This is a genomic window from Streptomyces kryoterrae, from assembly GCF_054072135.1.
Genome location: NZ_CM133358.1, coordinates 4,235,107 through 4,248,757, shown reverse-complemented (window position 1 = coordinate 4,248,757; position 13,651 = coordinate 4,235,107). Strand labels below are relative to the sequence as shown.

Annotated in this window: 10 protein-coding genes; 8 read left to right on the top strand and 2 right to left on the bottom strand. The window is 74.4% G+C overall.

Annotation, left to right across the window (positions count from 1 at the left end; translation table 11 throughout):
• Positions 1-14 precede the first annotated feature (14 nt).
• From ACW4TU_RS18040 to ACW4TU_RS18030, 3 genes are all read left to right on the top strand, one after another.
• Positions 15-761, top strand: a complete 747-nt coding sequence (locus ACW4TU_RS18040; protein WP_457428842.1) for a thioesterase II family protein — start codon at positions 15-17, stop codon at positions 759-761.
• A 32-nt stretch (positions 762-793) separates the two neighbouring features.
• A complete protein-coding gene (locus tag ACW4TU_RS18035) occupies positions 794-1,045 on the top strand; it encodes a hypothetical protein (protein WP_457428841.1) in 252 nt (83 codons plus the stop codon).
• Between the two features lie 487 nt (positions 1,046-1,532).
• Positions 1,533-2,036: a cysteine dioxygenase gene (locus tag ACW4TU_RS18030; RefSeq protein WP_457428840.1), complete on the top strand. Its 504-nt coding sequence runs from the start codon at positions 1,533-1,535 to the stop codon at positions 2,034-2,036.
• A 276-nt stretch (positions 2,037-2,312) separates the two neighbouring features.
• On the opposite strand, the gene ACW4TU_RS18025 is transcribed toward ACW4TU_RS18030, so the two are convergent.
• Together ACW4TU_RS18025 and ACW4TU_RS18020 are read right to left on the bottom strand one after the other, a co-directional pair.
• On the bottom strand, positions 2,313-3,152 hold the full coding sequence (locus tag ACW4TU_RS18025; RefSeq protein ID WP_457428839.1) for an AAC(3) family N-acetyltransferase: 840 nt from the start codon (positions 3,150-3,152) through the stop codon (positions 2,313-2,315).
• Positions 3,149-4,336 carry a hypothetical protein gene (locus ACW4TU_RS18020; RefSeq protein ID WP_457428838.1) on the bottom strand — a complete coding sequence of 396 codons (1,188 nt, stop codon included), beginning with the start codon at positions 4,334-4,336 and terminating at the stop codon, positions 3,149-3,151. The genes ACW4TU_RS18025 and ACW4TU_RS18020 overlap by 4 nt, the downstream gene beginning before the upstream one ends.
• A gap of 128 nt (positions 4,337-4,464) precedes the next feature.
• Here ACW4TU_RS18020 and ACW4TU_RS18015 point away from each other — a divergent pair, with 128 nt between their 5' ends.
• The 5 genes from ACW4TU_RS18015 to ACW4TU_RS17995 all read left to right on the top strand — a co-directional run bounded on the left by ACW4TU_RS18015 (position 4,465) and on the right by ACW4TU_RS17995 (position 13,597).
• The gene (locus tag ACW4TU_RS18015; protein ID WP_457428837.1) at positions 4,465-6,858 is read left to right on the top strand and encodes a large ATP-binding protein; all 2,394 of its coding nucleotides are present in this window, start codon (positions 4,465-4,467) and stop codon (positions 6,856-6,858) included.
• A gap of 179 nt (positions 6,859-7,037) precedes the next feature.
• Positions 7,038-7,946: an AAA family ATPase gene (locus ACW4TU_RS18010; RefSeq protein ID WP_457428836.1), complete on the top strand. Its 909-nt coding sequence runs from the start codon at positions 7,038-7,040 to the stop codon at positions 7,944-7,946.
• Complete coding sequence (locus ACW4TU_RS18005; RefSeq protein ID WP_457428835.1) at positions 7,943-9,118, top strand: hypothetical protein; 1,176 nt, start codon at positions 7,943-7,945, stop codon at positions 9,116-9,118. Before ACW4TU_RS18010 ends, ACW4TU_RS18005 begins: the two co-directional genes overlap by 4 nt.
• Positions 9,115-12,339, top strand: coding sequence for a hypothetical protein (locus ACW4TU_RS18000; RefSeq protein ID WP_457428834.1), 3,225 nt, complete (start codon positions 9,115-9,117; stop codon positions 12,337-12,339). The genes ACW4TU_RS18005 and ACW4TU_RS18000 overlap by 4 nt, the downstream gene beginning before the upstream one ends.
• Positions 12,340-12,379: 40 nt before the next feature.
• Positions 12,380-13,597, top strand: coding sequence for a toll/interleukin-1 receptor domain-containing protein (locus ACW4TU_RS17995; RefSeq protein ID WP_457428833.1), 1,218 nt, complete (start codon positions 12,380-12,382; stop codon positions 13,595-13,597).
• Positions 13,598-13,651: the final 54 nt, after the last annotated feature.

The following is a 13,651-nucleotide window of genomic DNA, read 5'->3' as shown; positions in this document are numbered from 1 at the left end:
CAGAAGGTGTTCACATGTCTGGCCTGCGGACCCTGACCCTGGTGTGCTTCCCGCACGCCGGCGGTGGGCTGGGACGTTATCGGAGCTGGCGGGAAGACCTGCCGGACGGTGTCGAGGTGGTCGTGCCCGACCTGCCCGGCCGGGAGGGGCGGCTCTTCGACGAGCCCCTCCCGGACGTCGCCTCGGTGAGCGCGTACGCGATGCGCACGCTGGCCGCGGAGATCGCGCGCACCGAGCGACTGGCGTTCGCCGGGATCAGCTACGGGGCGCTCGTGGCATACGACATGGCCGCGCGCCTGGAGGCGTCCGGGAAGCGGGTCGAGGCCGTGTTCGCGGCGAGCCAGCGGGCGCCGTCGACCCCCCTGCCACCGATCGACTGGCGCTCGATGGGCGACGCGGAACTGCTCGGTGAGCTGGCCGGGATCGGTGGGCTGAGCCCGGACCTGACGGACCAGGAGGAACTCCTCGAACTGTTCCTCCCCACCATCCGGGCGGAGCTCCACGCGAGCGAGAGCTATCTCAAGCCCCGGACCCACGACCGTCTGCGGTGCCCGGTCTTCCTGTACCACGGCACCGAGGATGCCGTCATCCCGGAGTCCTCGGCTCTCGCCTGGCGTGACGAGACCGACCGCCTCTCGTGGCGAAGCCTGAAGGCCGCGCACTTCCTGACCGGACCCGACGGCAGGGACCTGTGGTACGAGGCGCTGCTCCAGGACCTGGCCTCGTGCACGCCCCGGCCCGCTCTCGACCGCACCCCGTGAAGCGGTCGCACTCCCTGAAGAAAGGATCAGCGATGAACGGAACACAGACCCCCGGCCTGCGGTTGCCAGGCTGCTGCGCCCACCTGGTGTCATGGGACGACCGGCCCCGCACGGACCTCGCCTTCGCCGATGCCGGCACCCGTGACCGCGGCGCGGAGGACCCGCGGCAGATCACGGGGACGGAAGCGGCGGTGCCGGCACCTCACGGTGCCGACACGTCATGCCGCGGCGGCGAGTTCGGTGGGGAACGCGGTGTGTTCGCCGAACAACTCGCGGTGCTGTAGGCGGTGACGGTGACGGTGCCGCGGCAGGGGACGGGCCGGTCCGCGCGACTCCGCCGCACCGCCCGCAGCAGGGGTCGGGACCGCGGGCGTGCACCAGGGTGCCCTCCGCAGGTACGGAGAGGAAGTCGGCCAGGTCCAGCGGGCCGTACTCGTCCCGCGGATGAATCAGGGTGCGCGACGGGTGGCTCACCCGCCCTGTTCTGCCCGGCGACCGCTTCTTCCCGCACCCCGCTCACGGCCACCGCCGGGCGACCGCCAGGCGTGCGACCGACCTGGTGACCTGGTGAACGACCCGAACGAAAGGAGCAGTGATGAACACGACAGAGACACCCGGACTGATGCTTCCCCGGTGCTGCGCCCACCTCATGACCTGGCATGACGGTCCGCTCACCGCTCGTGCTCCCGCCACCGGCGCAAACCCCCCGGAGTCCGCGACAGCTCTCCACCCCAGGGTGCTCCGCCTCTCCGAAAGCCGGGTGGTCCGTACGTGAGCGACAGCGACCTCCAGATCGCCGGCGACATCCTCGAGGTCCCGCACCTCCTGCAGCCCCCGCGCGAGCACCCGGCCACCGTCGCCGAGTTCGCCGGCCTGGCCCGCTCCGTCGCCGCGGACCGCTCCCAGTGGGAGCACCTCGTCCGGTACGACGCCACGACGCGCTGGTACCACCGGCTGCGCACCGGGCCCGGCTACGAGGTGTGGCTGCTGTCCTGGGTGCCGGGGCAGGGCAGCGGGCTGCACGACCACGGCCGGTCCTCCGGCGTGCTGACCGTCCTGGAAGGCACGCTCACCGAACGGACACAGAGCGGAAAGCGGGTGTTGGGGGCAGGCGCCCAGCGGGTCTTCGCGCCGGGGTACGTGCACCGGGTCGTCAACGACGCGCTGACGTCGGCGGTGAGCCTGCACGTCTACCACCCGGGCCTGACCGAGATGCCGGCGCACACCGCCCCCCACTGCGAGGCGCGTACGCAGCCGGAGCTGGTGACTGCCTGACCCCTTGTCGGGAGCAATGTCCTTGCGGGGCGCGCGAAGTGTGCCGCGCGCCCCGCAAGGAATGCTTCAGGGCAACATCAAGCCGACTCGCCCCTCACCCGCCACCAACGACCGCACGCCTGCGCCACACCGAAAGCGTGACCGGCCGTCCGGCTTCACCCGAGAAGCCGCAGCCCGTTGCGGAGCACCAGCCCGCTGACCTCCGTCAGCCACTGGAGCGGGCGACGTCCGTTCGCCCGTGGTCCAGGCAAAACCCCGAGTCTGCTGCCGTCTGCGTCAGGGGCTGCTGTCCGGCCGGTGTTCGATCAGCCATTTCGACGCGTACGCCACCGCCGGAGCCAGGTCGAACAGCAGGCAGTCGGCGGCCCCCACCCGGCCCGAGGTCACCGGACGCTCCGGCAGCGACGCGTAGGAGTCGCCCAGCGCGGGGAAGGCCGAGGCGTCGAAGTCCACGTCGCGGTAGTGGTGCCAGCGCCGTCCTCCCGGGCCGTCGGCGACCGCGCAGCCGTAGTGGCGGGTGCCCTGGCCCGGCACGCGGTACTCGGCCAGATGGAAGGCCGTGCAGGCGGAGTAGCCCACGCCCAACAGCAGGATGCGGGCGTCCAGTTCCTCAAGGCGGGCCAGGGGCGACTCCTCGCCCAGGTGGCAGTCCAGGGCGTGCCCGGCGGTGACCCGCGCCGCGGCCGGGCCCAGGGCGGCGAACGAACTCTGCGGGTGGCCGCTGCGGAGCGCTCCGGGGCGGGTGCGGACCTCCTCCGGGAGGACGCCGACTCCGAAGCTCGGGGTCCGCTCGGGGTCGAACGCGGGCAGGGTCGCGCGCAGCCGGGGCCACTCCTTCGCCGGCACGGCGTACCCGCGGGTGACGGGCCAGCGGGAGGGGTCGGAGTTGTCGGGGGTCTGCGTGTAGACGACGAGGGTGCCGTCCGCGCCGAGCGTCTCCAGCAGGGAGTCGGCGACGGCCCGCGCGCCCCCGTGCACCGGCCCGACGGTGCTCAGGGACGCGTGCACGAGCACGGTGTCCCCGGGCCGGACTCCCAACGCGCGGAACCGGGACACGAGTTCGTCGGGACCGAGGGGAGACGGCGGGACACCGGGACGAGCGGTGCCGGTGGTCATCGCAGGGCGTCCTGCGGGACGCCGACGACCTCGTACAGGTCGTCCGGCGAGAGGTCGGCGGACTGCCGCGAATCGGCGCGCCGGAGGTCGGCGGCCCGGTGCGGGGCCTCTTGCGGCACGTCGACGACGCGGCGCAGTTCCTCCTGCGGCAGCGCTGTCCACAGCAGCCGCAGATCGTGGCGGACGACGGGGGCCACGGGCCTGCCCGGCGCGTTCGTGCCGTCCAGGAACTCGCGCAGTCCGATGTCCCCGTCCCTGGCCATGGTGTACGGCGGAACCGAGTGCCGGGACAGCACCAGCGCCCCCGGACCGGTGGCCCCGGCCGCGAACAGACGGCGTACGTCGTGGAAGTGACGCTCCTGAAGGCTGCCGATGTCGATCACCCTCGCGTTCTCCGGGACGGGACTGCCCCGGAGCAGGGCGAGCGGGACGGCGGCACGGTCGTGCACCAGGACATGGGCGGCGGCGTACAGCAGGGTCTGCTCGTCGGCGGTGGCGCCGCCCTTTCCGGCGAGCCGCTCGACGACAGCCGCCCGCCGGACGGGGGGCAGCGTCCGCACCAGATCGCCCAGCGCGGCCACGACCTCGGTCGACGGAAGCGTGCCGTACACCCCGTAACGGCCCGGCGTCAGGTACGACAGGAGCCGGCCGAGACTGCGGGCGAGCAGATCGGTCTCCGCGTCCACGGCGGGCCCGGACAGACCGTTGACCCAGCAGCCGAGAGAACCGGCCAGCACGATCTGGAGGTGGGGGACCCGGTTGCCCGCCTCGGCCAGCCGGGACGCCATGCGCACGGCAGGCAGGACATAGCTGAGCGCCCGGAGCGGAACGGTGGTGCTGGCGCCGTACACGATCCGCAGCACCAGCGGGGCACGGACCGCCTCGCCGACGGTCCGCAGCAGTGGGACGACGCCGTGGCCCGGCAGCCCCTGGACGTAACCCGAGCGTCTGGCCTCGGCCCCGATGACCGCGTTGAGTACGCGGGGACGCAGCCGGTTGACCTCACCGGTCTCCTGCGCGTCGGCACATGGCGAAAGGGTGCCCAGCACATCGCGGACGTCCGTGTCGGTCAGCAGATGGGGTTCCTTGCCGGGTCCCAGGACGGGCACCCCCCGCAGGATGGCAGTGAGCAGATTCGCCTGCTTCTTTCCCAGGGGCGAAACCCCTTCGGACACGTTGGGCATTGCACCTGACAATTCGCCGATAAAGCCTGAATGGTTACGAGTTGATGGCCTGGATTGTGCCACGGTCGGCCACCGGGCTCGTGCGAAACTGGAAAGGCAGGTACGTAAGCCACACACCGGGGGATGAGATGGTGCCCGTGTGCCGCTATGCCGTCAGCTACGCGCACGGCAGGGACGAGGCCTGGGTCGCGAGATTTCTGGACGAGCTGAGACGGCGTCTGGAGACCTCGGCCGGGCCGCGTTTCCACCGCCTCGTCCCACCGCCCCTCCCACCCGGCGGACGGGAGGGGTCGTACGGCGTCGAGACGGCGGACATCGTGCTGGCCCTGTGCAGTCCGGCGTACTTCAACGAGGGTCCCGCCCAGCACGACTGGGCGGTCCTGGCGCTGCGCCGGAGTCTGGGGCAGGCCCGCACCGGCGTCACCCCGCACACGGCCCTGCCCCTGGTCTGGGAGCCGGTCGACCGTCGGCTGCCGGGGCCGGTCGCGACGGCCGACGCCTTCGCCGCGGACCAGCTGCCCGAGTACCGCTCGCTGGGGCTGGCGCTGATGACCATGCAGGCCCCGCGGTACCGCGCGGCGCTGGACCGGGTGCTCGACGCGATCGTGGCCCGTATGACGGCGATGGCCGAAGCCGGGGCCCCGGCGCCCAAGCTGGACGACCGGTCCGGCGGGGAGGCGCCCGACGCGCTGTCGGCGGAGGACGCGGCCTTCACCGAGCAGTTCCGCAAGGAGGTGGCCCCGCTCCTGCCCGCGACACCGGTCGCCCGCACCCTGCACGCCCGCGGCCCGGTGGCCGTCCCGGGCGCCGGGCCGGACGGTGACGCGTCGCCGCCGGAGTACGTCCTGGCCGCCGAGCGGATGCCGGAGCTGGGACCGCGGATACTCCTCGTCGGGCCGCCGGGAGCCGGCCACAGCACCGAACTGGCGCGGCTCGCGGGAAGGGCGCTGGACGACACGACGCCGGGGCGGGCCGGCGCGGGCCGCGCGCCCTGGGGCTGCCGGATACCGTTCGTGCTGTCGGCGAGGTCGGGGGCGCTGCCCCGCCTGGACGGCATGGTGCCGACGCTCGCCCCGCTGGCGGCGCCGCAGGAACCGGCCGGCTGGGCCGCCCGTCAACTGCGGTCCGGACGGGCCTTCCTGGCCGTCGACGACCTGGACGCGGTGCCCTCGGGCAACCGCGCCGCCGTATGGGAGTGGCTCCTGCTCCTGCTGCGGACCCACCCGCAGGCGCCCTGCGTCATCGCCACGAACGGCACCGGAGTGCCCTGGGCCAGGCTCGGGGACGCCTTCCGGGTCGCCGGCCTCGGACCCCTGCCCCCGGACGGGGTGCGCGCCCTGCTCGACTCCCTCGCGGCGACGTCCGCCGGCGACCGGCGGGTCCTCAATGCGCTGCTGCGGCAGTTCGACACCGATCCGCTGCTCCTCGGCGTCGCCGGCCGCCCGGCCGCCGCCGCGGCACTGCTGCGGGCGGCGAGCGGTCCGGGCCGGCCGGGGCCGGTGCCACGGCGCCGGCTGCTGCGTGCCGGCGTCTCGGCGATGTGGCGGCGGGGGCGGGAGGAGACGGCCGGGTCGTCCACCTTTCCCGTGCCCGTGCCCGGCCGCGCCGCCGACCAGGTGCCCGACAGCGTCCTGAGGGCCGCCTCCGGCCGGCTGGCCGTCGCCGCCCTCGGACTGGACAGCTCCCGCATTCCGCTGCGGACCGCGCTCAGCGCGCTGCGGGACTCCGGTGACTCCGACGCCGCCTCGTCCGAGCGGCTGCTGGCCGCCCTCGCGGACCGCGCGGGCGTGGTGTTCCGGCCGGGGCCCGACACCGTGGCCTTCCCCGGCCCCGAGGTCAGGACCTTCCTGGCGGCCCACCACCTGGCGCATGCGCCGGGCGCGGACACCGACGAGCTGCTCCGCCGCCACCCCTCCGCCGAACTCGGCGAACTGCTGGCCCAGTTACGGACCGCCGAAGCCGGCACCGGCGCCCCGCGCAGTGTTCTCGCGCCGACGGGCGGGCCGCCGCGCCGGCTGTCGGCCGGCAGTCCGCCGCCCCGTCCTGCAGTGCGGCGGGCGGGCGCACGGTCGTCCGCGGAACTGCGTGCTCTGCTCCGGGCCGGCACCGCCGTGGCCGAACTGCGCTGCACCGGCCCCGTGGACGGGCTGGCCGAGGCACTGCCGCGGCTGCCCGGACTGCGCTCGCTGGTCCTCGCGGACGATCCGTCGCTCGTCGCCCTGCCGGAGCTGAGCGGCTGCCGGTCGCTGCGGTCGCTGCGGGTGCTGCGCTGCCCGAATCTGAGGGATCTGACGGCGCTGGAGTCCTCGGCGGTCATGTTCCTCGGCATAGACCCGTGGCCGGACCTGCCGGTACCGGCAGGTCTGCGCCGGGCACCCTGGCTGAGCGGGGTGGATCTGGTGACCGGCGACCCGGGGGCCGGGACGGCCGGAACCGCCGACGCGGTCGGACGGCCCGGCGCTGTGTCACCGGAGTCGCCGGAGCTGCCCGAGGTCCGGATACGGCGTCGGCTCCATGGCTGACGGTTCCCGCGGACCGCGGTTCGCGGTTTGTTCGGCTTATTCGCTTTGTTCGGCTTCGGCCTCTCCCGGAGCACCGTGCTGTCAGCCATATTCGTCGACCGGGTAGTGGCCGCACGTCCCATGGGGAAGAGTGCAACGGGGTGCGGTGCGCCGGAGCCGTGGGCTGATGATGGGGGGCAGTGGGCTTGATCAAGCTTTTCGACCCGGCCGAGGAGACCTACCGGTCCGCGAGGACCGGCCGTACGCCGGCGCGCGGCACGGCCCGCCTCGACGACCAGGTCTATCTCTTCGACGACCGGACCGTCCTCGCCGTCAACGTCGCTCTGGCGTCCGGCCGTCCACTGCTCGTGCTCGGCCCGCCCGGCTCGGGGAAGTCGGCGCTCGCGCCGAACGTGGCCCGGCTGATGCGCTTCCGCTACTACGCCGAGGTGGTCACCGCCCGCACCGAACCGCACGACCTGCTGTGGCGCGAGGAGGCGTTCCGCCAGCTCAACGACGCCACCCAGGGCACGCTCCAGGACCCCGGTTCGCGGGCCTACTTCCGGCCCGGCCCCCTGTGGCAGGCGCTCGATCCGGCCGTGGACGAGGAGGGCCCGCCCGCGTTGCGCGACCGTCCCGCGGTGGTCCTCATCGACGAGATGGACAAGGCCGACCCCGATGTCCCGGACGCCCTTCTCGATCCGCTCAACAACCTCCGTTTCGTCGGCCCCGACCGCCGCACGGTGACGGCGGCCGAGGGCACGGGCGCACCCCTGGTGGTGATCACGAGCAACGAGGAACGGGAACTGTCCGCCGCCTTCCTGCGGCGCTGCATCCTGCTGAGGCTGGAGTCGCCGGACCGCGAACACCTGCTGAAGGTCGCCCGGTTGCACATGGGGGACGACTACGACGAGGCGCTCACCCTGGAGTTGGCCGACATGTTCGAGAACGAGTCGGTGGCGACCCGGCCGGCAGCGAGCACCGCCGAGTTCCTGGACACCCTGCGGGCCTGCCGTCAGATGGGCCTGACGGCCGCGTCGCCGGAGTGGCGGGCGGTCGCCGGCCTGGCCATGACGAAGGGCTCCGCCGACCCCTTCTCCTACACGTGAACCGAGGCCCGGCCCGGCTGGCGGATCTACTGCGGACCGCCCGTGCCCTGGGGGTGTCCGACCCGGACGGCCTGGCCACGCTGGCCGCGGCCCTGGGACTGGCGCTGCCCTCCGACGGTCACACCCCGTCCGCACGCGCCGACGCCCCGTCCGACGGCCCCGCCCGCCGTGGTGCGGACCCGGTGCGGCCGTCCCGGGGCGAGGGTACGGCGGCCCGCCCGAGCCGCTCGCGGACCGGCGCCGGATCCCCCGACCGGGTCCACGGCGGGAGCGCACCGCCCGGACCCGCCGAGAGGGACGCCGCCGCCTCGGCCCCGCTCGTGAGCCCGCCCGAGCAGGTCCCCGGCCCGGACACCCGGTCGGCCACCGGCGGTTCGCTGCTGCTGGTCCGCGCCGCGCGCCCGGCACCGGGCCGGGAGGCGGAACGGTGGTGGCGCGAGACCGATCCGCCCGGTCCCCCGGACGACGGCACCGAGGAACTCCTCGGCCACACCGAGGCGTTCGACGTGCCCTGGCCGACGGCTCTGCCACGGCCGGCCCCGCCGTGGAACCCGCGGACCGAACGGGCCGTCTTCCTCGCGCTGGCCGGCACGCTGACGACCGGCCGGGCGGTCGATCTCCCCCGGCTGGTGGACCTGTTCGTGCGCGGTCTCGCCGGCGGCAGGCTCGTCCGACCGCGGGTCCCCTACCGGCAGCGGACCACCACCCGGGCCGGAGCGCTGCTGTTGATCGACCGAGGCGAGTCGATGCGGCCGTTCCGGCACGACCAGGAGTGGATCACCCGGCTCGCTGCCCGCATCCTGCCGCCGGGCGGCCTGCGGGTGCTTGACCTGCGTATCGCCCAGGGCGTCAGCCGCGACCGGGGGCGCACCTGGGAGCCCCACCCGGTGCCGTCGTACGGACAACCGGTGCTCCTGCTCACCGACCTCGGGCATCTGCAACCGCCGTCTCCGGGCCGCCATCACTCCTCGCCGGCGAGCTGGCTGCCGTATCTGCGGCGGCTGCGGGAGTCGGGCAGCCCCGTCGTCTGTCTCACGCCCTATCCCGCCGAGGAGTATCCGGAGGCCGTGCGGCAGGCGGTCGTGCTGGTTCCGCTGGACCGCCGGGTGTCCGTACGGCTGGCGCAGACCGCGGCCCGCCAGGACCCGCGCCGGGCGGGACGGCGGCGGTGACGGCGGCACCCGAGCGCGGCAGTGCGTTCCGGCTGATCGCGGACGAGCGACGGCACCGGCCCGCCGTCGTACGGCTGGCGCGGTCGCTGTGCCTGGCCGCGCAGGCGGAGCCGTACTTCCTCAGAAGCGCCCGGCTCCGCTTCGCCCCTGACAGCAGCGCCGGGCTGGAGGCCAGACTGCACTTCTCACCGCTGGTGGAGGCCGCCGACAGCCGCGCTCTGGTGCTGTACCCGGAGGTCAGCGCGGAGCTTCGGCGGGAGCTGTACGACCACGACCCGGACCTGCTCGGCTCGGTCCGCGACTTCACCCTCACCGCCCACCGCTGCGCACCGCCCCTGGTCCGCGGTTTCGAGGAACTGCTGTGGTCGGCGACCATCGGGCCGCCGCCCGCCGAGGCCGAGGTCGAACGGGCCCTGACCCCGCTCTTCCGGCAGGTGCTCGCCGAGGGCGCCTCGGCGGCCGAGGCCAGCCGCTGGGTCCTGCGCTTCCTTCCCCGCCTGCCGGAGGCCGTACGGGAGTCGCTGCCGGCCTGGCGGCTCCAGGTGATGGCGGCGGAGCGGCTGGGCATGGAGCCGCCGCGCGGTCTGCTGATCCGGGCCGACGCCGACGAGGTACGGACGGTGCGGGCGTTGGTCCACACCGAGGTGGACATCGGCGTCCGGGCCTCGGCGGACGGCCTGGTCCTGAGCCGGCCCCCGGAGCGCGGCGCCCTGGTCTGCGGGGCGAGCGGGGCGGGCCGCGTCCAGCTGCGGCTGCGCGCCGCGCTGCCCGGCGCCCAGTGGCACGAACTGGACCTGTACGACGGCGAGCACACCGCCCTGAGCCTCGGCGTGGCCGCCGAAGCCGGCGTGGACGGCACGCTCCTGGCCGCGCAGGCGGAGCTGGGCGGCACGCTGCTGTGCGCACGGGCGGGCCACCGGGCGGCGGCCGCGACGACCGCGGACGGCCGGACCGTACTGCGCGTCGACGACGGCGAGTCCGTGCTCTCGGTCGAGCTGCCCGAGCAGCCGAGGCTGCTCGCGGTCGCCGACGCCGGGCCCGCCGCCACGGCGGTGGTGAGCGGCGGGCAACTGCACGTGGTGACGACGGCCGTGGACGGCACGGCCGACGCCGTGGCGCACTCGCTGCCGGTGCGGCCGACGGCCGTGGGCTGGTCCCGGACACGAGAACGCGGCGTGCTGTGCCTGGCCACCGCGAACGACGTCCTCCTCGTCGACGACGCAGACCCCGGCCGGACGCTGGGCGTCCTGTCGCATCCCGCGCCGGTGGTGCGCCTGTGGTCCTCGGTCCGGGCCGCTCTCGTGGCCGTGGCGGACGCGGACGGCGGCGTGACGGTGCACGACCTGGCCGGGGGCCCGGCCGCCGGCCTCGCACGGTGGCGGCGGGGTCCGGGGAGCGGGGTCACGGCTCTGGGCGGGGACCCATGGTCGGGAGCGGTGGTCTGGGGCTCGACGGAGGGCCGGGTGTACGGGGTGAGGGTGCCAAGGGGGTCGGCCGGGGCGGCCGGGGGAGCGGCGGATTCCTCTTCCTCGCTCGGCGGATTCGGCGAGTCAGGCGAGTCAGGCGAGTCAGGCGAGTCAGGCGGGTCGGGCAGGCCGGGCGAGTCGGGCAGGCCGGGCGAGTCGGGCAGGCCGGGTGGGTCAGGCGGGTCGGACGGGCTGGGTGGGTCAGGCGAGTCGGGTGGGTCGGACGAGTCAGATGGATTCGATGGGTCCGCCGGATCAGGCGGACCCGGCGAGGCGGCCGGGGTCGCGGCTGGTGCCTCCGGTGGGGCGGCCGGGGCCGCGTCCGGTGTCTCCGCCGGGGTGGGGGATCCCACGGCAGCTGTGCAGAGCGGGGTGGCGGAAGCCGCGGTGGGTGACTCCGGGGGCGTCGGTGGAGCGGACGGTGTTGTCGCCCTGCTGGGTGCGTTGCCGGCGCCCGCTTCCTCACTCGCGGTGCTCTCCGATGCCGGGCTGGTCGTGGCCGCGGACGGTGGGGACCGGTTGTTGCGGCTGTCCTGGCCGGAGGGCGGGCCGGTCACGGCGGTGCCGATGCCCTTCCGGGTACGGGAGGTCCATCCGGCGACGGACGGGCTGCTGCTGGTGTCGGGGCACGGCGGCGAGGTGGAGATCCGGGCGGAGGACGGCCGGACCCATCTGCTCACCCCGGGTCCCGTGCCCTCCCCGCCCGACGAGGCGGGACCGGGCTGGCTCCGGGACAGTGTCGGGGTGGTGCTGCCGGCGCGCGACGCCGTGCTGCCGGCCGGCATCCGGCGCTGGGGCATCGGGCACGTCTGTCTGCCCGCCGCCCTGGCACCCGACTCGGAGGAGTTCGCCGCGCTGCTGGCAGGGGCCCGCGATCAGGGACTGCGCGTACTGGCGGAACTGGCGCCCCCGGGCGCGGACTCCCCCCAGGGCGAACCGCTCAGGCGGGCCCACGAGCTCCTGGAGGAAACGGTCGACGGACTCCGGCTCAGCGACGCGGCCCGGTGGCCGGCGTCCCTGCTCACCCGACTGCGTCATCTGCTGGACGCCTACCCGCAGGCGGCGGTCGTCACCACAGGCACCCCCCTCACCGCACTCGGCACCGGCCACCTCGTCCTGAACGCGGCCCCCGATCCCGCGACCACCCTGGGCCCGCCTCACGAACCCGCGGGCGCCGACGACGAGGACACCGACGGGAACACCGGAGCCGCGGCCCGGATCCCCGGCCCTGCCACCTTCCTGCCGTACGGCACGTGGTTTCTCCCGGAGGGGCTCCCCCACCCGCGGGCCTGCCTGCTCCTGGCCCTGCCGGGCTGCCACGAGGTCCCCGTCTCGGCCCTGGCTCCGGCAGGGCACGCATCCTCGGAGCTACGCCCCTTGCTCGCGGCGCGCGCCGCACAGCTGGCCCTGCGCCATGGCGGGGTGGAGCGACTGCCCACCGGCCGCGCACGGCTGACCGCCGTCCGTCGGGACCACGCCGGACAGACCGTCCTGTGCCTGACCAGCACGGACGACGTACCGGCCACCGCCCGGGTGCACCTGCGGGAGGCGACCGCCGGGACCGAGCTGATCGAGATCGCCCACGACGCCCCGGAGTACCCGCCCGACGCACCGCCGCGGATCCTGCGGCCGGCTCCCGACGGCCTGGTCACGGTCGAGCTCGACGCCGGCCGCACCCGCTGGTTCCGGATCCGCACGGACGCACACCCGCCCCCGGACGGGGCCATGGACCCCTTCGCCCCGCCCGCCCGCTGACACACCACGGTCCAGTACCCGGTTCAGTACGAGGAGTCCCATGCCCGGTCCGCACGTCTTCCTCAGCCGCAGCGAACCCCTGGGCTGCACCTGTAACTGCTGGCCGGCCCGCCGCGCCATGGAGGAACTGCTGCACCAGGAGGGCTGCGAGCCGGTCGTCGTGGACCGGGAGTCCCTGGTGCCGGGACAGGACTGGATGGAGGCCATCTCCGACGGCATGGGCAGCGCCCACGGCATGCTCCTGATCGTGTCGAGCCATGCGCTGAGGTCCGAGCATGTGCAGAACGAGCTGGCCATGGCGGAACTGCGCAACCGGCACGACGGTTTCCCGGTGATCCTGCTGATGCTGCCGGAAGTGACCCTGGACGCCGTGGAGAGGAGCGGGCTCGGGTCGCTCAGCCCGAGCAGACGGCAGACCGTGGTGTGGTCGGGAAAGGACGACATCGAAGCCGTACGGCGCGGCATAAGCCCCCAACTTGATCTGATGCACGCCGAGTTGAGCGGAGCCAAGGTGCACCACCGGGTGGTTCACCATCTGCGGGAGGTGGATGCGCAGAGCCTGAGCCGGGCCGGCGCGACGCTGGGGGTACCGGTCGAGACACTGTCCCCGCTGATGCGCCACCGGCTCGCCTCGGGGCTCCTGGCCGAACGGCCGAGCGAGCTCGAGACCGACCCGCTGCGCGCGGCCCTCACCGAACTGCTGCCCCTGTCCGGCCCGGACGCCTCGCGGGAACTCATCCAGCTGAGCGTGACCCATGCCCGGGTGCCCGCGGCCGAGGCGGACCGGATGCGCGGGGTGCTCGACACCGGTTTCCCCAGGGTCGCGGTGCTGCCCGCGCTCTCCACGGACACGGCACGCCGGTACATCCACCGGGCGAGTGAACAGCCGCTGCCCTGGGACCACTTCGTCGTCACGCTCACCGCGGGCGCCGGCGTCCTGGGCGATCTGGTGCGGCGCATCGGAGAAGAGCTGCTGGAGGAGTTCGACATCCACGACGAGGAGACGCTGCGCGAGCACGAGCACGACTTCGGCCCGGTGGTCGTGATCGTTCCGCACCCCCCGGACGCCGACCTGGTCAGGGCGCTCGACACGGCGTACCCGGTCGGGCTGCTGTTCCTGTTCGTGGTCGACGGGGAACTGCTCGGCGCCACCGGGGCGCACACCCGCCTGGAGGGCCTGCCGGCCTGGCGGGAGGAGGAGATGAACCGCACGGTGCGCCGGTTCGTACGCAGATACGGGACGACTCTGAGCAACTGACCCGGTGCGCCGTGACCGCCCCGGCACCGGCCTCGGGCGGTCACGCGCACGGCC